The following is a 20,035-nucleotide window of genomic DNA, read 5'->3' as shown; positions in this document are numbered from 1 at the left end:
GCGAGCATGGCGGGCCGGTGTCGTCAACGTAGGTGAAGAGGTCCGGAACGCTCCTGGAGCGTTTCGGACCTCTTTTCGTTGCACGGCTCCGTTTTTGGGGGGTTCCGTTGAGCCCTGTGTTTCTCGTATGGTGGAAAACAGTTTCCGAAACCGGAGCACTCATTACCCGCTACCCGCTGGTAGGTGCGACGATCGGACTGCGCCGCGCGGCCTGGAGCCGGGGCGGCGCAGCAATGAAGCCAGGAAAAAGCAGAGGAAGTCGGCCATGGCAACGGCGCCCAGCGTCTCGTACTCGATGACGGTCCGACTGGAGGTCCCCGCCAGCGGGACCTCGGTCAGCCAGCTCACCTCGGCCGTCGAGGCCTCCGGCGGCTCCGTGACCGGCCTCGACGTCACCGCGTCCGGACACGAGAAGCTGCGGATCGACGTCACGATCGCCGCCTCCTCGACCTCGCACGCCGACGAGATCGTCGAGAAGCTGCGCGGGGTCGAGGGTGTCGTGCTCGGGAAGGTCTCCGACCGTACGTTCCTGATGCACCTCGGCGGCAAGATCGAGATGGCGTCCAAGCACCCCATCCGTAACCGTGACGACCTCTCGATGATCTACACGCCCGGTGTCGCCCGGGTCTGCATGGCGATCGCCGAGAACCCCGAGGACGCCCGTCGCCTCACCATCAAGCGCAACACGGTGGCGGTCGTCACCGACGGCTCCGCCGTGCTCGGCCTGGGCAACATCGGCCCGATGGCGGCCATGCCGGTCATGGAGGGCAAGGCGGCCCTGTTCAAGCGGTTCGCCGACATCGACGCCTGGCCGATCTGCCTGGACACCCAGGACACCGACGCCATCGTCGAGATCGTCAAGGCCATCGCCCCGGGCTTCGCGGGCATCAACCTGGAGGACATCTCGGCGCCGCGCTGCTTCGAGATCGAGGCACGGCTGCGCGAGGCCCTGGACATTCCGGTCTTCCACGACGACCAGCACGGCACCGCGATTGTGGTTCTCGCCTCACTCACCAACGCGCTGCGGGTGGTGGGCAAGTCCATCGGCGACGTACGCGTCGTCATGTCGGGTGCGGGCGCGGCCGGTACGGCGATCCTGAAACTGCTCATCGCGGCCGGCGTCAAGCACGCCGTCGTCGCCGACATCCACGGCGTCGTGCACGCCGGCCGCGAGGACCTGGTCTCCGCCGACGCACCCGGTGCCGGCGGCGCCGCGCTGCGCTGGATCGCCGACAACACCAACCCCGAAGGGGTGACGGGCACCCTCAAGGAGGCCGTCGTCGGCGCCGACGTCTTCATCGGCGTGTCGGCCCCGAACGTCCTGAACGGCGACGACGTGGCGGCCATGGCGGAGGGCTCGATCGTCTTCGCGCTGGCCAACCCCGACCCCGAGGTGGAGCCCGCGATCGCCCGTCAGACGGCGGCAGTTGTGGCCACCGGCCGCTCGGACTTCCCGAACCAGATCAACAACGTGCTGGTCTTCCCCGGCGTCTTCCGCGGACTCCTGGACGCACAGTCCAGGACCGTCAACACGGAGATGATGCTGGCCGCGGCGACCGCCCTGGCGGACGTCGTCTCCGAGGACGAACTGAACCCGAACTACATCATCCCGTCGGTCTTCAACGACAAGGTCGCGGGCGCCGTCGCGGGCGCCGTCCGCACGGCGGCCAAGGCCGCCGGGGTGACTGTGACGGGTCCCACGTCCGCCTGACGCGCGGCGCGTCGTGGGTCGCGGCGTATCCGGGGCACCTCTAGGGTGGCGGGCAATGAGCACGCAGCCTTCGGACCAGGAGTGCTGCGGCCCGTAAACAGTCCGATACAGCGAGTTGACGGAGTGCCACCACGGCGAGGCAGTGGCACTCCCCATGGGACCTTCGGGTGACTCTGGGGGGTGCCGGATTCGCTTTCCCGCCGCTGGTGGGGGCAGGATGCGTAATCGGGCGCGAGGGTCTGGACAACAGACCCGGTCCGGGGACCGTCCGAAGGCCCTGGCAGCATCGGCTTCGCTGTGCCCAATCATGCGGCTCCGCCGCGTGGCACGCCTCACAGGCAAGAAGAACACGGGAGTAACAACATGAACCGCAGTGAGCTGGTGGCCGCCCTGGCCGACCGCGCCGAGGTGACCCGCAAGGACGCCGACGCCGTGCTGGCCGCGCTCGCCGAGACCGTCGGCGAGATCGTCGCCAAGGGCGACGAGAAGGTCACCATCCCCGGCTTCCTGACCTTCGAGCGCACCCACCGTGCCGCTCGTACCGCTCGTAACCCGCAGACCGGCGACCCGATCCAGATCCCGGCCGGCTACAGCGTGAAGGTCTCCGCGGGCTCCAAGCTCAAGGAAGCCGCCAAGGGCAAGTAACACCCCAAGGCAGCAACGCACCAAGGCAGACCCGAAGGGGGCGGCCGTCCGGAATACGCCGGACGGGCGCCCCCTTCGGCGTACCCGGGGGCCGTACGGCGCCCCTGTGCGCGTGTACGGGCTGTACGGGCCAAGGACCGCGCCCCCCGGCCCCTGCGGTGCGAACCGGGCTCCACGCCCCTCAGGGAGGCCACCACGACCGTCCTGGCCCCCGCGCCGGTGCCTGACGCCGTGTGCCGCGCGCGAAGAGGTCCGCGGCTGTCGAGGCCCCGGTACGCGGTTCTTGCCGCGAAGTAACGCTCAGGTGACCTGACGTCACAGCCGTTGACGGCCCCGGTGCGGTGCCGGATCGTGGGCGGGGCCGGGTGGGGGCGGGGCAGGTGGGGCCGGGGGCCTCGCCCGCACACCAGGCCTTGACGGGGGGCAGGCATGGGGGCAGAGGGCACACGCGACCCACGGGAGCCGCAGGACGGGCCGGGGCCGGCCGCGCCGCCCCCGCCGGCCCTGCCTCCGTACGTCCCGCCGCCGCCGGACCGGCCACCGGTCGTCGGGGCGGGGTCCGAGGCGGACCCGGTGCGGGCCGTCGGGGCGGGGCTGCTCAATCTGTCCGGGCTCGGGCTGGGGTACGTACTGCTGCGGCAGTGGGCGGGGGCCGCGATCTGCCTGGCGGCCACGGCGGTCCTGCTGTTCCTGGTACTGCCGGCGGACGTGGACGGCACCTCGGGGTGGCTGGTCGTCGGATATCTGGTGTTCCTCGTGGCGGCCGCTCTCGACGGGGCGCGGCGCGCTCTGCGGGCGAGCCGTCCGCTGCCGGTGCGGCCGTACGTGGCCGTGCTGCTCGGTGTCGTCCTGATCGCCGTACCGGCCGGCGGGGGGCTGGCGTACGGCGCGGCGCAGGACGAGGCCGTCGAGAAGATGCTGCTCGGGCGTCTCGCCGGGGCCGACCGGACCGTGGCGCGGGCGCGGACCGCCGGGTTCGCCGCGGGGGAGTCCGACTACCGGGCCGCTCTCGCCGAGTACGGCAGGCTCGCCGGTGACCACCCGGGCTCTCGGGCGGCGAAGCTCGTGCCCGACCGGCTCGACTCGTACTACAAGGCGGTCTCCGCCCCGTACGGACGGGGAGAACACTGCGCGGCGGTGGCCCCGTTGAAGTACCTGCGGACCGTGCCGGGCGCGATCGACAAGGGCGTGCTCGGCAAGCTGGCCGGCTGGCCCGACCGGCCGCTCGCGCTCTCCCTGTACGAGTGCGGGATGGGCGCACTCGGCGTGACGGCCGCCGCGGGCGGTGAACTCGGCGACCTGATGCGGACGTTTCCCGCGTCGGAGCAGGCCGCCAAGGTCGAACCCGGCATACGCGCCCGGATCACCGACCGTACGAAGGCGCTGGGCGGCGGCGACCCCTGCCCGGTCACCGACGAACTGCGGAAGATCGGCGCCACCGCGGGCGGACTGCCCGGCGCGGGGGCCGCAGCACTGCGCGGGGAGGCCGAAGGGGCGGTGGAGTCGGGTGTCTGGGCGTGCGGCCTCGACCAGTTCCGGGACCGGAAGTTCGCCGCGGCCCGCGCCACGCTGACCGGCTTCGCCGCCACGTACCGGGGGAGCGGCAACGCGGCCCGTGCCCGCACCATCGCCGTAGCGGCCGAGATCGCGGTGGAACGACCGGCCGCGGGCGACCGGCTGCCGCCGACGGGGGCGCCGGGCGGGGCCAGGATGCCGGTCGTCGTCAGCAACGACGCGCCGTCGCCGACCGTCATCCTCTACACCGGGCCGGTCACCGGGACCCTCACGATCCCCGGGTGCACGGGGTGCAGCCCGTACCCGAGCACACTGGCCGCGAAGGGCAAGGCGTGCAAGGACACCCGGCGCACGTACCCCAAGGGCAGGCTCATGCTCCCCGCGGGCGACTACCACCTGCTCTACAAGTCCGCCGAGGGCGCGGGCCGGATCAGCAACTCGGCCTACGGACAGCGGATCCAGCCGGGCTACACGTACACGGGTTGCAGCTACGAGACCCGCGGCGGGCTGCAACTGCCGGGCGCGGGGACGGACGTGGCGTACGCGCACTGAACGGGGGCGGCCACCGTGCAACACGGTGGCCGCCCCCGGGACGTGCCGGAGCCCTGGTCGTCGGACGGGCGCGCCGCCCGGCAGTTCGACCGGCCCTGGTCGTCAGACGAGCGCGCCGCCCGGCAGTTCGACCTTCGCGCCGAGCTTTTCGAGCTTCTCCATGAAGTTCTCGTAGCCGCGGTTGATCAGGTCGATGCCGTGCACCCGGCTCGTGCCCTGGGCGGCGAGGGCCGCGATCAGGTACGAGAAGCCGCCGCGCAGGTCGGGGATGACCAGGTCGGCCCCTTCCAGCTTGGTGGGGCCCGAGACGACCGCCGAGTGCAGGAAGTTGCGCTGCCCGAAGCGGCAGTCGGAGCCGCCCAGGCACTCGCGGTAGAGCTGGATCTGTGCGCCCATCTGGTTGAGCGCCGAGGTGAAGCCCAGCCGCGACTCGTACACGGTCTCGTGCACGATCGAGAGGCCGGTGGCCTGGGTGAGGGCCACCACCAGCGGCTGCTGCCAGTCGGTCTGGAAGCCGGGGTGGACGTCCGTCTCCAGCGCGATGGACTTGAGCGCGCCGCCCGGGTGCCAGAAGCGGATGCCCTCGTCGTCGATCTCGAAGGCACCGCCGACCTTGCGGTAGGTGTTCAGGAAGGTCATCATCGAGCGCTGCTGGGCGCCGCGCACGTAGATGTTGCCCTCGGTGGCCAGCGCGGCCGACGCCCAGGACGCCGCCTCAAGGCGGTCGGGGAGCGCGCGGTGCGTGTAGCCGTCCAGCTGGTCCACGCCGGTGACGCGGATGGTGCGGTCGGTGTCCATCGAGATGATCGCGCCCATTTTCTGCAGGACGCAGATGAGGTCCTCGATCTCGGGTTCGACCGCCGCGTTCGACAGCTCGGTGACGCCCTCGGCGAGGACGGCGGTGAGCAGTACCTGCTCCGTCGAGCCGACCGAGGGGTACGGGAGGCGGATCTTGCAGCCGCGGAGCCGCTGCGGGGCCTCCAGGTACTGGCCGTCGGCCCGCTTCTCGATGGTCGCGCCGAACTTGCGCAGCACCTCGAAGTGGAAGTCGATCGGCCGGCCGCCGATGTCACAGCCGCCGAGGCCGGGGATGAAGGCGTGGCCGAGGCGGTGCAGCAGGGGGCCGCAGAACAGGATCGGGATGCGCGAGGAGCCCGCGTGCGCGTCGATGTCGGCCACGTTCGCCGATTCGACGTGCGACGGGTCCATGATCAGCTCGCCCGGCTCGTCGCCGGGGCGGACCGTCACCCCGTGCAACTGGAGCAGCCCGCGTACGACGCGCACGTCGCGGATGTCGGGCACATTGCGCAGCCTGCTCGGACCGCTGCCGAGGAGCGCCGCGACCATCGCCTTGGGTACGAGGTTCTTGGCGCCGCGGACGCGGATCTCGCCCTCCAGCGGGGTGCCGCCGTGGACAAGCAGTACATCGTCTGTGCCGGTCATGTATCTCGCGTTCCGGAGTCGTCGGACAGGGGGCCAAGAGGAAAGGGTAATGGGCTGATGCCCCCGTTCCGTGTGGCCGAACGGGGTGGACGTACGTCATGAATTCGACACAACACGCTCTGTCCTGAGCACATCAGCGGAGGGTTACGGTCCGGTTGTGCCCGCCGCCGCGCGCTCCCACTGCTGCGGTGCGCCCTGAGCTGCGGACCTTTTACGGCTGTCCGGGCCCTGTCCGCAAGGGGTGGATCTGCGGGATCATGTGGCACATGACGGAGGTGTCCTCGCTCACAGGGCGGCTGCTGGTGGCGACACCGGCACTCGCGGACCCGAACTTCGACCGGGCTGTCGTACTGCTGATCGACCACGACGACCAGGGTTCACTCGGTGTGGTGCTGAACCGGCCGACGGCGGTCGACGTCGGCCAGATCCTCGCGCCGTGGGCACGACTGGCCGGCGCGCCGGGCGTGGTCTTCCGCGGCGGGCCGGTCTCGCAGGACTCGGCGCTGGGGGTCGCGGTGGTGCCGGGTGCGAACCCCGCCCCGGCCGTTAGTCCCGCCGCCCGCTCCCGGCAGCGGGCCGGCCGGGGGTGCCCGGTCGGGTGGCGGCGGGTGCACGGGGTGATCGGTCTGGTGGACCTGGACACGCCGCCCGAGCTGCTGGCCGCCGCCCTCGGTTCGCTGCGGATCTTCGCCGGCTACGCGGGCTGGGGCCCGGGGCAGCTGGAGGAGGAGCTGTCCGACGGGGCCTGGTACGTGGTGGAGTCGGAGCCGGGGGACGTGTCGTCGCCCGACCCCGAGGGGCTGTGGCGGGCGGTGCTGCGCAGACAGCGCAGCGGCCTCGCGATGATTGCGACGTATCCGGACGATCCTTCACTCAACTGAGGCGGCCCCCATGGGTACCCTTGGATGCCATGAGCACTCTTGAGCCCGAGCCCGAGCGCGGGGCAGGTACGGGGACACTTGTAGAGCCGGTTCCACAGACGTCGCGTGGCGACGGGGACCACGAGCGGTACGCCCATTACGTCCAGAAGGACAAGATCATGGCGAGTGCCCTGGAGGGCACTCCCGTCGTGGCGCTCTGCGGCAAGGTCTGGGTGCCGGGGCGCGACCCGAAGAAGTACCCGGTCTGCCCGATGTGCAAGGAGATCTTCGAGTCTCTCGGCGACAAGGGTGGCAAGGGCGGTAAGGACGGCAAGGGCGGCGACAAGAAGTAGTTCTTCACCGAACGGCCCCCGCGGTGCGCTCCGGCGCGCGGCGGGGGCCGTTCGCGTGTGCCGGTCCTCGCCGCCGGTCCTCGCCGCCCGCGTGCGCCGGGGGTCGCCCCGGTGTGCCGACGACTGCCTCCGTGGGGCGCGGGGTGTCCGCGGGAGGTGGTCGCGACGTGGGTCGCGGGGAGTCTGCGGGAGACGGTCGCGAACTGCTGTTTTGCGTCCGGGCCTTGTCCAGGGTGGGGTCGCGCTCTAGTCTCCTGCCTGTTGTGTTGTGCAGTACGAAACGTTCGTTGCGCATGGTGCAACGGACGCTCACCGACAGGGGTTCCCGTACATGAAGCGCATCTCCCGAACTTCCCTGCCCGTCGCGGCACTTGTCCTCTCCTCGGTGCTGGGCGCCGCCGCCTGTGCGCCGCAGACCTCCGGCGGGGGCGCCAAGGAGGACGAGAAGAGCGGCACTCTCCGCGTCTGGCTGTTCCAGGAGGTCGCCAACAAGCCCAAGGAGCAGGTCGTCGAGCGCACCGTCGCGGCCTTCGAAAGGGCCCACGCGGGCGCGAAGGTCGAGGTCGAGTACATACCCGTCGACACCCGCGCCCAGCGCATCAAGGCCGCCTTCAACGACCCGAAGAGTGCACCCGACGTCATCGAGTACGGCAACACCGACACCGCCGGATACGTCAAGGACGGTGGACTCGCCGACGTCAGCGCCGAGTTCGCGGCCTGGGCCGAGGCGAAGGACACCGACCCGACGGCCAAGCAGTCCGTCACGGTGGACGGCAAGGTGTACGGGGCGCCGCTCTTCGTCGGCGTGCGCGCGCTGTACTACCGCACCGACGTCCTGAAGGAGGCGGGGGTCCAGGTCCCCACCACCCAGGCCGAGTTGATCTCCGCGGCCAAGGCGCTGCACAAGGCGAGGCCGGAGATGTACGGGCTCGCGGTCGGCGGCGCCTACACCTACGGGGCGATGCCGTTCGTCTGGGCGGGCGGGGGCGAGCTCGCCACCGCGGAGGGCTCCTCGTACCGGTCGGCCATCAACAGCGAGGCCTCCCGCAAGGGCATCACCGCGTACACCTCGCTGTTCGGCGACGACAACTGCCCGGCCGCCAAGTGCGCGGAGATGGGCGGCAACGACACCGTGACGGCCTTCGCCTCCGGCAAGGCGGCGATGGCGATCGGCGGCGACTTCAGCCACGCGGCCGTCGAGGCGGGCAAGGCCAAGGGCAAGTACGCGGTGGTGCCGCTGCCCGGCGTCGAGAAGGGCTCGGTGGCACCCGCCTTCGCCGGCGGCAACAACATCGGGGTGCTGAAGAGCACCACGCACCGCACGCTCGCCGTCGACCTGATGAAGTCCCTGACGGCCAAGAAGACCCAGGGCGAACTCTTCGACGCGATGGGCTTCCTGCCGACGTTCGGGGACGTGCGCGCGACGGCGGCGAAGAAGCAGCCGTACGTGGCGCCGTTCGTGAAGACGCTCGACGCGGGCACCAAGTTCGTTCCCGCGTCGCCCGGCTGGGGCAAGATCGACGCCTCGCTGGTGCTGCCGACGATGTTCCAGCAGATCGTCAGCGGCAAGAAGGACGTGGTGGCCGCGTCCGACGAGGCGGCGAAGAAGATGGACGAGGCGTTCGGGGCGTCGGCGAAGTGAGCAACGTACCTGTCCGTCACGTGCCGACCCTTCCCCGGGCCGCCTGCGGAGCGGTGTCGTGAGCTCCGTACCCCTGAAGACGCGCCAGGACCCGCCGCGGGTGCGGGACGGCGCCGTCGCGAGGCCGCCGCGGCGCGGCAAGGGGGTCTCGCCGCGTGCGCGGGCCGGCTGGACGCCCTGGCTCTACCTCGCCCCCGCGCTCGTCGTACTGGCCGGGCTGCTGCTCTACCCGATCTACCAGCTCGGTCTGATCTCCTTCCTGGAGTACACCCAGGCCCAGGTCAGCGGCGGTGAACCGACCTCCTTCCGGGGGCTCGGCAACTACACCGACCTCTTCGCCGACGAGCAGTTCTGGCAGGTGCTCGCCGCGACCGTCGGCTTCGCCGCGGCCTGCGTCGTCACCACGCTCGCGGTCGGCTGCGCGCTGGCCGTGCTGCTGACGCGGGTGAGGGCGCTGCCCCGGCTCGCCCTGATGCTCGCCGCGCTCGGCGCGTGGGCGACGCCCGCGGTCACCGGCTCCACCGTCTGGGTGTTCCTCTTCGACCCCGACTTCGGCCCGGTCAACCGGCTGCTGGGACTCGGCGACTTCTCCTGGACCTACGGCCGCTTCAGTGCCTTCGCGCTCGTACTGCTCGAAGTGGTCTGGTGCTCCTTCCCGTTCGTGATGGTCACGGTGTACGCCGGGATCCGGGCGATCCCCGGGGAGGTGCTGGAGGCCGCGTCGCTGGACGGCGCCTCCCAGTGGCGGATCTGGCGGTCCGTCATGGCGCCGATGCTGCGGCCGATCCTGGTGGTCGTCACCATCCAGTCGATCATCTGGGACTTCAAGGTGTTCACCCAGATCTACGTGATGACCAACGGCGGCGGCATCGCCGGACAGAACCTGGTGCTGAACGTGTACGCCTACCAACAGGCCTTCGCCTCCTCGCAGTACAGCCTCGGCTCGGCGATCGGGGTGGTGATGCTGCTGATCCTGCTGGCGGTGACGCTCGTGTACCTGCGGCTGATGCGACGTCAGGGGGAAGAACTGTGAGCACCCTCGACACACCCCGCCGCTTGCGGATACGCAGGCCGTGGCGGCTCGCCGCGGAGGCGTCCGCGCTGCTGATCGCCGTCGCGGTGGCCTTCCCGCTCTACTGGATGGTGCTCTCCGCCTTCAAGCCGGCCGGGGAGATCCAGTCCACCGAGGCCAGGCCGTGGACCCTGGCCCCCTCCCTGGACTCCTTCCGGCGGGTCTTCGAACAGCAGGACTTCGGGCGGTACTTCCTCAACAGCCTGCTGGTCGCCGGGTCCGTGGTGGTGCTCTCGGCGCTGATCGCGTTCCTCGCGGCGACTGCGGTGACCCGCTTCCGGTTCAGGTTCCGCACCACGCTGCTGATCATGTTCCTGGTGGCGCAGATGGTGCCCGTCGAGGCGCTGAGCATCCCGCTGTTCTTCCTGATGCGCGACTTCGGGCAGCTCAACACGCTGGGCGCGCTGATCCTGCCGCACCTCGCCTTCTCGCTGCCGTTCGCGGTGTGGATGCTGCGCGGCTTCGTGAAGGCGGTGCCGGAGGCGCTGGAGGAGGCGGCGTACATCGACGGGGCGAGCCGCACCCGGTTCCTGTGGCAGATCCTCTTCCCGCTGGTGTTCCCCGGTCTTGTCGCGACGAGCGTGTTCTCGTTCATCTCGACCTGGAACGACTTCCTGTTCGCGAAGACCTTCATCATCAGCGACACCTCGCAGTCGACGCTGCCGATGGCGCTGCTGGTCTTCTTCAAACCCGACGAGAACGACTGGGGCGGGATCATGGCAGCGTCGACGGTGATGACCATCCCGGTGCTGGTCTTCTTCGTACTCGTACAACGCCGCCTGGTCTCGGGACTGGGCGGGGCGGTCAAGGACTGATGGGACTGATGGACGTGACCAACCTGATTCCGGCCCCGGTGGCCGTGGACGGACCCCACCCGGGCACCGAGTGGCTGGACGGGACGTCAGGCGTGCACGCGGAGCCGGGCACGGAGTCCACCGCACGGTGGCTGAGCGGCACGCTGGGCCCGGCGCTCGGCCTGCCGCTGGCGCCCGTCGCGCAGGCGGACGACGCGGCGGTGAGGCTGCGGCTCGACGGGTCGCTGGCGGCCGAGGCGTACCGGATCAGCGTCACCGAAGGCCGGGGGATCGAACTGCGGGGCGGCAGCGGGGCGGGCGTCTTCTGGGCCGCCCAGACGCTGCGTCAGCTGCTCGGCCCCGCGGCGTTCCGCAGCGCACCCCTGACGGCCGGCGCCCCGCGCTGGGGCGTCGCGCACCAGGTGATCGACGACGCCCCCCGCTTCGGCTGGCGCGGCACGATGCTCGACGTCGCCCGGCACTTCCTGCCCAAGCACGACATCCTGCGCCACCTCGACCTGCTCGCCGCGCACAAGCTCAACGTCTTCCACTTCCACCTCACCGACGACCAGGGCTGGCGCGTCGAGATCGAGCGCCACCCCCGCCTCACCGAGGTGGGCTCCTGGCGGCCCCGCTCCAAGTGGGGGCACCGGGCGTCCGAGCTGTGGAACGAGACCCCGCACGGCGGTTTCTACACCCAGGACGACATCCGCGAGATCGTCGCCTACGCGGCGGCCCGGCACATCACCGTGGTCCCCGAGATCGACATCCCCGGCCACTCCCAGGCCGCCATCGCCGCCTACCCGGAGCTCGGCAACTCCGACGTCGTCGACACCGGTTCGCTCGGCGTCTGGGACACCTGGGGCATCAACCCCAACATCCTCGCGCCCACCGACCACGTACTGCGCTTCTACGAGGGGGTCTTCACCGAGATCCTGGAACTCTTCCCGTCGCGTTTCGTGCACATCGGCGGGGACGAGGCCCCCAAGGACCAGTGGAAGCAGTCCCCGACGGCCCAGGCCCGCATCGCCGAACTCGGCCTCGCCGACGAGCACGAACTCCAGTCCTGGTTCGTCCGGCACTTCGACAGCTGGCTCGCCGACCGGGGCCGCCGCCTGATCGGCTGGGACGAGATCCTGGAGGGCGGACTCGCCCCCGGCGCCGCGGTGTCCTCCTGGCGGGGCTACGCGGGCGGCATCGCGGCAGCCAAGGCGGGGCACGACGTCGTCATGTGCCCCGAGCAGCAGGTGTACCTGGACCACCGTCAGCACGCGGGCCCCGACGAGCCGGTGCCCATCGGCTACGTCCGCACCCTGGAGGACGTCTACCGGTTCGAGCCCGTACCGCCGGAGCTCGACGAGGACGAGGCGCGGCACGTCCTGGGCGCCCAGGCCAACCTCTGGACCGAGGTCCTGGAGAACCGCAGCCGGGTCGACTACCAGCTGTTCCCCCGGCTCGCCGCCTTCGCCGAGGTCGCCTGGTCGGCGCTGGAAGCCCCGGCGGAACGGGACTTCGCGGCTTTCGAGTCGCGAATGACCACGCACTACGCCAGGCTCGACGCGCTCGGCGTCGACTACCGCCCGCCGGGCGGCCCGTTGCCACGCCAGCAGCGCCCCGGGGTGATCGGACGCCCGATCGAGGGGGCGCCCCCAAACGTGTGAGCCGCGCCGTGAGATCCGCACGCCGCCGCCCCGGGCCTGGGACCGTTCCCTGGGGCCGGGGCGGTGGCACGTCCGGGCATTCGAGGCTTACCGGAAGGCTTCAGGACACTTCGGCGATGACCGGCAAAAGCGGATCCTCGGCTCGGCAGGGGGGAGGAAGTCCCATGGCGGACCCTCGCGTCGGGCGGATCCGAAGATGTGCCAGAGTTGCCACGTCCGGGCCGGGAGCACGTACCGTACGGCGCAACAAGGCGGGACACCGGGAAGGGGCAGCTGGGTTGACCACGCACGCACCGCAGGCGGCGCAGTCCGTGACGCTGCCTGCCTCGCTCGACGAGGCCGTCGCGGCACTGACCGCCATGCCCGCCGCCGTGCCCGTCGCGGGCGGCACCGACCTGATGGCCGCCGTGAACGCCGGGCACCTCAGGCCCTCCGGACTGGTCGGCCTCGGCCGGATCAGCGAGATCCGCGGCTGGCAGTACCAGGACGGGCACGCCCTCCTCGGCGCCGGCCTCACCCACGCCAGGATGGGCCGCCCCGACTTCGCCGCGCTCATCCCGGCCCTCGCCGCGGCAGCACGCGCGGCGGGCCCGCCGCAGATCCGCAACGCGGGAACACTCGGCGGCAACATCGTCACCGCGGCCCCGACCGGCGACTCCCTGCCGGTACTGGCCGCCCTTGAGGCGACCCTGGTCGTCGCGGGCCCCGGCGGTCAGCGCGACCTGCCGGTCTCCCACCTCCTCGCGGGGCGCGCGATGCTGGAACCCGGCGAGCTCATCGCCTTCGTCCGGGTGCCGCTGCTGCACGCGCCGCAGGTCTTCTTCAAGGCCACCGGCCGCACCGGGCCCGGCCGTGCGACCGCGTCCGTGGCGCTGGTCCTCGACCCGGCCAGGCGCGGGGTGCGCTGCGCGGTGGGCGCCATCGCGCAGATGCCGCTGCGACCGCTGGAGGCCGAGGCCTGGATCGCTTCCCTCATCGACTGGGACGGCGAGCGCCGGCTCGCCCCGGAAGCCTGCGAGGCCTTCGGCGAGTACGTCGCCGCCGCCTGCATCCCGGACCCGCCCCGGCCGGACGACGGGGGAGAGCCGCAGCCGCTGGCCCCCGCCGTACTGCACCTGCGGCGCACGGTCGCCGCGCTGGCCCGACGAGCACTGGGGAGGGCACTGTCGTGACCGACAACACCGAGCACCCCGACCGCACCGAGCACCCCGACCGCACCGGCGACCCCGGGCGCGGGGGGAACGCCGAGCACGCAGGCGCCGGCCCCGGCGGGACATTCGGCCACGGCCGCGACGCCGGGCACACCGGTCCGGGGTACGGGAGCGGCCCGGCCGCCGGGTCCGTCCCCTCGGGCTGGCAGCCGACGCCGCAGGGCGGTGAGTACGACGCCGACGCCACGGCGTTCGTCCAGCTGCCCGAGGGCATGGACTTCTCCGGGACCGGCGACCCGCTCGCGGCGCCAGGCCACGACTACGTACCGCCGCACATCACGGCCCCGCTGGAGACCGGGACGTGGAACGTCCACCTCCACCAGGACCCGCAGGCCTTCCAGCCGCAGTACCAGGAGCAGGACCGGCAGGCACCGCTGCCGCCGCAGGCCCACGAGCCGTACGATCCCCACGGATCGCGGTTCCCCGGGCCGTACGCACCGGAGCCGCACCAGCCGCAGTCCCCGCCCTTCGGAGCTCCGGCGGACGAGCCGCAGGGGCCGGCCGCCGGTTGGCCGGCCGCGGGCCACGACGCGGACGCCACCGGCCGGTGGAACCTCACCCAGACCTTCGACGCCGCACCGGCGGACCCGGCGCCCGCCCCGTCCGCCCAGCCGGCGGACATCCCCGGCCTGCCCACCGGGCAGTGGCGGATTCCGGCCGCGGGCGAGGAAACCCCGGAGGACTCCGGGGAGTTCACCGCCGCGCAGGCCGCGCCCTGGCACGCGCCGGGAGCTCCGGCGACGCTGCCGGGCGGCGCCCCGGCGCCCTGGGCGATCCCCGGCATGCGACCGGCCGCCGAGCAGGACGCGGGCGCAGTGCCGCACGGTGCCGCCGCTGCGGGTACGGACACCACCGAGCATGCGGGCAGCACCCAGAACACGGACAGCACCCAGCACGCGGGCGCCGCGCCGGACACCGACGCACCGTGGGAGCCGGCCGCCGGACCGGAGCCCGAGATCGAGGGTGCGTCCGGGGCTCCCGCCACGGCACCCGGCCCCGCCCCGGACGGAACGGCCCCCGCCGACCCCGGCCAGGCACCCGTGTCGACCGACGCGGCAGGCGACTCCGGCACGGCAGGGGAGGCCGGCACCGCCCCCTCGGACACCCCGGCGCAGGGCGACAGCGCCTCCGCGGAGACCGACGCCACGACGGGGCCCGGCTCCGGGCCCGCAGCCGAGGCCGACTCGCACTCCACGGCCGGGACCGACGCCGACGCCGCAACCGACGCCCTCCCCGCCACCGCGTCCGACCCCGCGCAGGGCGCCAAAGGACCGGCGCGAGAAGCGGCGGACGACGGCGCACCGGCGGCGACCGACGCCGTCGCCGGCCCGGAAGTCCACGCCGGCTCCGGTCCCGCGGCCCACGACGCCACCGCGCCCGCCGCCGCGCACCTCCCGGAAGCCGGCATCGAGCCGTCCTACGCCGCCCCGCACGAGCCCGCCCACTTCTTCCACAACGAACCCAGCGAACACCCGCACGCCTCCTACGTGTTGCGGGTCAACGGCGCCGACCGGCCGGTCACCGAGGCCTGGATCGGCGAGTCGCTCCTCTACGTGCTGCGCGAGCGCCTCGGCCTCGCGGGTGCCAAGGACGGCTGCTCGCAGGGCGAGTGCGGCGCCTGCGCCGTCCAGGTGGACGGCCGGCTCGTCGCCTCCTGCCTGGTGCCCGCCGCCACGACCGCCGGCTCCGAGGTCCGTACCGTCGAAGGCCTGGCCACCGACGGCGAACCCTCCGACGTCCAGCGCGCCCTGGCGGGCTGCGGTGCCGTCCAGTGCGGCTTCTGCATCCCCGGCATGGCGATGACCGTCCACGACCTCCTCGAAGGCAACCACGCGCCCACCGAGCTGGAGACCAGGCAGGCCCTGTGCGGCAACCTCTGCCGCTGCTCCGGCTACCGCGGCGTCCTCGAAGCCGTACGTGACGTCGTCGCCGGGCGCGCGGCGAGCGCGGAGGCCGCGGCCACCGGACACACCACCGACGAGGCCCGTATCCCGCACCAGGCGCCGCCCGGCGCGGGCGGCGCCCAGCACACCCCTCACCACCCGCACGACGGAGGCATGGCGTGAGCAACGACGCGGCCACCGCGACCGCAGCGGTCGGCGGCACGCAGCAGGAACCGCCCGCGCACGGAATCGGTGCCTCGCTCCCCGCATCGGACGCGCGCGCCAAGACCGAGGGCACCTTCCCGTACGCGGCCGACCTGTGGGCCGAGGGCCTGCTGTGGGCCGCGATCCTGCGCTCCCCGCACGCGCACGCCCGCATCCTCTCCGTGGACACCTCGGCCGCGGCCGCCATGCCCGGCGTACGGGCCGTGGTGACGCACGCCGACGTCCCCGGCGACCCGCACCACGGCCGCAAGGTCGTCGACCGCCCGGTGTTCGCCTCCGAGCTGGTCCGCCACCACGGGGAGCCGATCGCCGCCGTCGCGGCCGACCACCCCGACACCGCCCGCCTCGCGGCCGCCGCGATCGCCGTCGAGTACGAGGTCCTGGAACCGGTCACCGACCCGGAGAAGGCCTTCACCGCCGAACCGCTGCACCCCGACGGCAACCTCATCCGGCACATCCCGCTCAGCTTCGGCGACCCCGCGGTCACCGGTGACGTCGTCGTGGAGGGCCTGTACCGGATCGGCCGCCAGGACCCCGCCCCGATCGGCGCCGAGGCCGGCCTGGCCGTGCCCCGCCCGGACGGCGGGGTGGAGATCTACACCGCGTCCACCGACCCGCACACCGACCGCGACCTGGCCGCCGCCAGCTTCGGCCTGGAACGCGAACGGGTGAAGATCGTCGTCACCGGTGTGCCGGGCGCCACCGGCGACCGCGAGGACGCGGGCTTCCAACTCCCCCTCGGACTTCTGGCGTTGCGCACCGGCTGCCCGGTCAAGCTCACCGCGACCCGCGAGGAGTCCTTCCTCGGCCACGCCCACCGCCACCCGTCCCTGCTGCGCTACCGCCACCACGCGGACGCCGAGGGCCGGCTGGTCAAGGTGGAGGCGCAGATCCTGCTCGACGCGGGCGCGTACGCCGACGCCTCGTCCGAGTCCCTCGCCGCCGCCGTCTCCTTCGCCTGCGGCCCCTACGTCGTCCCGCACGCCTTCATCGAGGGCTGGGCCGTCCGTACCAACAACCCCCCCTCTGGGCACGTCAGGGGCGAGGGGGCGCTCCAGGTCTGCGCCGCGTACGAGGGCCAGATGGACAAGCTCGCCGCCAAGCTCGGCCTGGAACCCGCCGAGCTGCGGATGCGCAACGTGCTGGCCACCGGCGACCTGCTGCCCACCGGACAGACCGTGACCTGCCCCGCCCCGGTCGCCGAACTCCTGCGCGCCGTACGGGACTTCCCGCTGCCCACGCTGCCCAAGGACTCGCCGGAGGACGGCTGGCTGCTGCCCGGCGGGCCCGAGGGCGCCGGTGAGCCCGGCGCGGTGCGCCGCGGTGTCGGCTACGCCCTGGGCATGGTGCACATGCTCGGCGCCGAAGGCACCGACGAGGTCTCCACCGCGACCGTCAAGGTCCACGACGGCGTCGCCACCGTCATCTGCGCCGCCGTCGAGACCGGCCAGGGCTTCACCACCCTCGCCCGGCAGATCGTCCAGGAGACCCTGGGCATCGACGAGGTGCACGTCGCATCCGTCGACACCGACCAGCCCCCGGCGGGGCCCGCCACCCACGGCCGGCACACCTGGGTCTCCGGCGGCGCCGTCGAGCGGGCGGCGAAGATGGTCCGCACCCAGCTCCTGCAGCCCCTCGCGCACAAGTTCGGCATGTCCACCGAGCTGCTCTCCATCGCCGACGGCAAGATCACCTCGTACGACGGGGTATTGAGCACCACCGTCACCGAGGCCATGGACGGCAAGGAACTCTGGGCCACCGCCCAGTGCCGCCCGCACCCCACCGAGCCGCTGGACGCCAGCGGCCAGGGCGACGCCTTCGTCGGCCTCGCCTTCTGCGCCGTGCGCGCGGTCGTCGACGTCGACATCGAACTCGGCTCGATCCGGGTCGTGGAGATGGCGGTCGCCCAGGACGTCGGCCGGATCCTGAACCCGGCCCAGCTCGCCGCCCGCATCGAGGCGGGCGTCACCCAGGGCGTGGGCGCCGCGCTGACCGAGAACCTCCGCACCCCCAGAGGCCTCGTCCGCCACCCCAACCTGACGCACTACGCCCTGCCGACGGCCCTGGACGCCCCGGACATCCGGATCGTCAAGCTCGTCGAGGAGCGCGACGTGGTCGCTCCCTTCGGCGCCAAGCCGGCGAGCGCGGTCCCGGTCGTCACCTCGCCGGCCGCGGTGGCCTCCGCCGTACGGGCGGCCACCGGGCGTCCGGTCAACCGGCTGCCGATCAGACCGCAGGCCGCCGCCCGTACCTCCTGACGCCGAGGCGCGCCCCCTTGCCCTCGCACGGTGGTCCGGGCCACCATGCGGGCGCGACACGACCGGCGGGCGGGACTCTAGAGGCGTGAGGGACTTCATGGACGACGCAGCACGCGAGGCACTCGGCGCGGACGGGCCACGGGAGCCGGCGCCGGACGGCCCGAGCCGACGCACCCTCGGCGTCCTCGCGGGCGCGGGGATCGCCGCCCTGGCGCTGCCCGGCGGCCCGGCCGCGGCGGCGCCCGCCACCGGTCCGCGGCCCGCCTTCCTGGGCACGTACACCACGCAGCCCGGCGGTGGCACCGGCATCGGCCTCGCGTCCTACCGGCCGGACAGCGGCGGGCTCACCGCCACCGGTGTGCTGACCGGGGTGGCCAACCCCTCCTTCCTCACCCTCTCGCCCGACCGGCGGACGCTGTACGCGGTCGACGAGCAGGCCGAAGGGGCCGTCACCGCAGTCCGGTTGCGGGCGGGCGCGCCGCCGCAGGTGCTCGGCAGCCGGTCCACCGGCGGGGCGGACCCGTGTCATGTGTCGGTGCACCCCGGCGGCAGGTTCCTGCTGAGCGCCAACTACACGGGCGGCAGCGTCGCGGTGCACCCCATCGGGGCCGACGGCGCCCTGGGCGAGGCCTGCGACGTGGTCAGGCACACCGGTTCGGGGCCCGACCCCGAGCGGCAGGAGGGCCCGCACGCGCACATGGTGGTCACGGACCCGGCCGGCCGCCACGTGCTCGCCGTCGACCTCGGCACCGACACCGTGCACACCTACCGGCTGGACGGGCGTACGGGGCGGCTGCGGGAGGTCGCACGGGCGGCGACGCGCCCCGGCGCCGGACCGCGGCACCTGGCCTTCCACCCCTCGGGGCGGTACGCCTACCTCGTGGGCGAACTCGACAACACGGTGGTGGTCTGCGCCTACGACCCGCGCACCGGTACGCTGCGGCCCGGCGAGCCGCAGCCGACCCTCCCGCCGGGCACGGAGCCCGTCGAGCGCAACTACCCGGCAGGCGTGGTCACATCGGCCGACGGCCGCCACGTCTACGTCTCCAACCGCGGCCACGACAGCATCGCGCTCTTCTCGGTCCGCGACGCGGGAGGCGGGCTGCGGCTGCGGTCGGTGACGCCGTCGGGCGGCTCGTACCCGCGGCACATCACGCTCGACCCCTCGGGCACGCTGCTGTTCGCGGCGAACCAGAAGGCGGGCTCGGTGGCGGCGTTCCGCGTGGACGGGGCGACGGGACGGCTCACCTCGGCGGGACCGCTGCTGCGGGCGCCGCTCCCGGTGTGCGTACTGCCCCTCTGAGGGGCGGCCGGAGGCGGACACCTGCGGGAACGCGCGTCCCGGTGGGACGTGCTGGTGGAGGCCGTGATCGGAATTGAACCGACGTAACTCGCTTTGCAGGCGAGCCCCTGAGCCACTCGGGCACACGGCCGTGCGCTGAACTTCTCTGCGACTCCTGCACGTTAAGGCGGCGCGAGGGGGCGGCTCAAGGCATTCCGGCGGGCCGCAACGCGACCGCCATACGCCGTTCACAGTCGGGAGGCCGCCCGCGGTGCACAGCTCTCTCAGGCCCACCGTTCACAGCTCTCTCAGCCCCGCCGTTCACAGCTCGCCCAGGAACGACCCCACCGCAGCCCGGAAGATCTCGGGGTCGTCCACCCACGGGTGGTGGCCCACCCCCGAGAGCCGCCGCCACTCGCCCCGCGGAAAGGAGGCGGCGAGCGGCTGCCCGATCCGTACACCCGAGATCGTGTCCTGTTCACCCGTCACGACGAGGACCGGACAGGTCACCTCCCGCGACTCCACCGGGACCGTGCGGCGGTCGCGGTCCTCGGGGCAGACGAGCACCAGATGGCTCAGGCGCTCGGGGTGCGCGGCGGCGTACGACTGCGCGGTGGCCGCCGCCGCGCCGTGCGCCAGCAGGGCGAACCGCTCCAGGCGGAGGTGCGAGCGCAGCGCCTCCAGGTCCTGGGGGAGCGGGGGGAGGGAGGGCCGGCCGGGGCCGGCGGCCTGCGGCGAACCGCCCGCGGGGCGGGGGCCCGGGACCAGCAGGCGGTAGGCGCGGTCGAGCCCGCCGAGGTCGCCGAGGTGCGCGGCGTCGCGCCCCGGGCCACCGGAGAGACAGACGAGCGGCAGGCCGGCGGGGCCCAGTACCCGGTAGGAGAGTGCGGTGTCGTCGTACGAGCGGTATTGCGGCATGGCGCTATCA

15 protein-coding genes and 1 tRNA gene are annotated in these 20,035 nt (G+C 72.9%); 13 read left to right on the top strand and 3 right to left on the bottom strand.

Annotated elements, in window-relative coordinates:
* Positions 1-265 precede the first annotated feature (265 nt).
* From ACIQM4_RS32710 to ACIQM4_RS32700, 3 genes are all read left to right on the top strand, one after another.
* Positions 266-1,711 (top strand): NAD-dependent malic enzyme, encoded by a 1,446-nt coding sequence (locus ACIQM4_RS32710; protein ID WP_401598927.1) that lies wholly within the window; start codon positions 266-268, stop codon positions 1,709-1,711.
* A 363-nt stretch (positions 1,712-2,074) separates the two neighbouring features.
* Positions 2,075-2,356 (top strand): HU family DNA-binding protein, encoded by a 282-nt coding sequence (locus tag ACIQM4_RS32705; RefSeq protein ID WP_003954777.1) that lies wholly within the window; start codon positions 2,075-2,077, stop codon positions 2,354-2,356.
* Between the two features lie 429 nt (positions 2,357-2,785).
* Positions 2,786-4,423: a hypothetical protein gene (locus tag ACIQM4_RS32700; RefSeq protein ID WP_401598926.1), complete on the top strand. Its 1,638-nt coding sequence runs from the start codon at positions 2,786-2,788 to the stop codon at positions 4,421-4,423.
* A gap of 102 nt (positions 4,424-4,525) precedes the next feature.
* On the opposite strand, the gene murA is transcribed toward ACIQM4_RS32700, so the two are convergent.
* The gene (gene murA, locus ACIQM4_RS32695; protein ID WP_401598924.1) at positions 4,526-5,866 is read right to left on the bottom strand and encodes a UDP-N-acetylglucosamine 1-carboxyvinyltransferase; all 1,341 of its coding nucleotides are present in this window, start codon (positions 5,864-5,866) and stop codon (positions 4,526-4,528) included.
* 266 nt (positions 5,867-6,132) lie between these two features.
* Here murA and ACIQM4_RS32690 point away from each other — a divergent pair, with 266 nt between their 5' ends.
* From ACIQM4_RS32690 to ACIQM4_RS32645, 10 genes are all read left to right on the top strand, one after another.
* Positions 6,133-6,747 (top strand): YqgE/AlgH family protein, encoded by a 615-nt coding sequence (locus ACIQM4_RS32690; protein ID WP_401598922.1) that lies wholly within the window; start codon positions 6,133-6,135, stop codon positions 6,745-6,747.
* Between the two features lie 29 nt (positions 6,748-6,776).
* The gene (locus tag ACIQM4_RS32685) at positions 6,777-7,079 is read left to right on the top strand and encodes a DUF3039 domain-containing protein (protein ID WP_399442716.1); all 303 of its coding nucleotides are present in this window, start codon (positions 6,777-6,779) and stop codon (positions 7,077-7,079) included.
* A 331-nt stretch (positions 7,080-7,410) separates the two neighbouring features.
* Positions 7,411-8,721, top strand: a complete 1,311-nt coding sequence (locus ACIQM4_RS32680) for an extracellular solute-binding protein (protein WP_401598920.1) — start codon at positions 7,411-7,413, stop codon at positions 8,719-8,721.
* A gap of 58 nt (positions 8,722-8,779) precedes the next feature.
* The gene (locus ACIQM4_RS32675) at positions 8,780-9,754 is read left to right on the top strand and encodes a carbohydrate ABC transporter permease (protein WP_401598918.1); all 975 of its coding nucleotides are present in this window, start codon (positions 8,780-8,782) and stop codon (positions 9,752-9,754) included.
* A complete protein-coding gene (locus ACIQM4_RS32670; RefSeq protein ID WP_401598916.1) occupies positions 9,751-10,608 on the top strand; it encodes a carbohydrate ABC transporter permease in 858 nt (285 codons plus the stop codon). The genes ACIQM4_RS32675 and ACIQM4_RS32670 overlap by 4 nt, the downstream gene beginning before the upstream one ends.
* An 8-nt stretch (positions 10,609-10,616) precedes the next feature.
* Positions 10,617-12,248, top strand: coding sequence for a beta-N-acetylhexosaminidase (locus tag ACIQM4_RS32665; RefSeq protein ID WP_401598915.1), 1,632 nt, complete (start codon positions 10,617-10,619; stop codon positions 12,246-12,248).
* A 278-nt stretch (positions 12,249-12,526) separates the two neighbouring features.
* A complete protein-coding gene (locus ACIQM4_RS32660) occupies positions 12,527-13,420 on the top strand; it encodes an FAD binding domain-containing protein (protein WP_401598913.1) in 894 nt (297 codons plus the stop codon).
* The gene (locus ACIQM4_RS32655; protein ID WP_401598912.1) at positions 13,417-15,525 is read left to right on the top strand and encodes a 2Fe-2S iron-sulfur cluster-binding protein; all 2,109 of its coding nucleotides are present in this window, start codon (positions 13,417-13,419) and stop codon (positions 15,523-15,525) included. The genes ACIQM4_RS32660 and ACIQM4_RS32655 overlap by 4 nt, the downstream gene beginning before the upstream one ends.
* A complete protein-coding gene (locus tag ACIQM4_RS32650) occupies positions 15,522-17,825 on the top strand; it encodes a xanthine dehydrogenase family protein molybdopterin-binding subunit (RefSeq protein WP_401598910.1) in 2,304 nt (767 codons plus the stop codon). Before ACIQM4_RS32655 ends, ACIQM4_RS32650 begins: the two co-directional genes overlap by 4 nt.
* 97 nt (positions 17,826-17,922) lie before the next feature.
* Positions 17,923-19,128 carry a lactonase family protein gene (locus ACIQM4_RS32645; RefSeq protein ID WP_401598908.1) on the top strand — a complete coding sequence of 402 codons (1,206 nt, stop codon included), beginning with the start codon at positions 17,923-17,925 and terminating at the stop codon, positions 19,126-19,128.
* A gap of 55 nt (positions 19,129-19,183) precedes the next feature.
* Here ACIQM4_RS32645 and ACIQM4_RS32640 read toward each other — a convergent pair.
* Positions 19,184-19,258 (bottom strand) — tRNA-Cys (locus ACIQM4_RS32640).
* A gap of 170 nt (positions 19,259-19,428) precedes the next feature.
* Positions 19,429-20,025, bottom strand: a complete 597-nt coding sequence (locus ACIQM4_RS32635) for an alpha/beta fold hydrolase (protein WP_401598907.1) — start codon at positions 20,023-20,025, stop codon at positions 19,429-19,431.
* Positions 20,026-20,035: the final 10 nt, after the last annotated feature.

Origin of the sequence: Streptomyces sp. NPDC091272, assembly GCF_044757485.1 — a bacterium.
GTDB lineage: Bacteria > Actinomycetota > Actinomycetes > Streptomycetales > Streptomycetaceae > Streptomyces.
Note: the sequence above shows the minus strand (reverse complement) of the source record. Positions and strands in the feature narration are given on the sequence as shown.

Excerpts from the sequence above, each read along its gene's own strand:
- ACIQM4_RS32685 (WP_399442716.1), top strand. The coding sequence starts at position 6,777 with ATGAGCACTCTTGAGCCCGAGCCCGAGCGCGGGGCAGGTACGGGGACA.
- ACIQM4_RS32665 (WP_401598915.1), top strand. The coding sequence starts at position 10,617 with ATGGACGTGACCAACCTGATTCCGGCCCCGGTGGCCGTGGACGGACCC.
- ACIQM4_RS32645 (WP_401598908.1), top strand. The coding sequence starts at position 17,923 with ATGGACGACGCAGCACGCGAGGCACTCGGCGCGGACGGGCCACGGGAG.
- ACIQM4_RS32705 (WP_003954777.1), top strand. The coding sequence starts at position 2,075 with ATGAACCGCAGTGAGCTGGTGGCCGCCCTGGCCGACCGCGCCGAGGTG.
- ACIQM4_RS32700 (WP_401598926.1), top strand. The coding sequence starts at position 2,786 with ATGGGGGCAGAGGGCACACGCGACCCACGGGAGCCGCAGGACGGGCCG.
- ACIQM4_RS32690 (WP_401598922.1), top strand. The coding sequence starts at position 6,133 with ATGACGGAGGTGTCCTCGCTCACAGGGCGGCTGCTGGTGGCGACACCG.
- ACIQM4_RS32680 (WP_401598920.1), top strand. The coding sequence starts at position 7,411 with ATGAAGCGCATCTCCCGAACTTCCCTGCCCGTCGCGGCACTTGTCCTC.
- ACIQM4_RS32710 (WP_401598927.1), top strand. The coding sequence starts at position 266 with ATGGCAACGGCGCCCAGCGTCTCGTACTCGATGACGGTCCGACTGGAG.
- murA (WP_401598924.1), bottom strand. The coding sequence starts at position 5,866 with ATGACCGGCACAGACGATGTACTGCTTGTCCACGGCGGCACCCCGCTG.
- ACIQM4_RS32635 (WP_401598907.1), bottom strand. The coding sequence starts at position 20,025 with ATGCCGCAATACCGCTCGTACGACGACACCGCACTCTCCTACCGGGTA.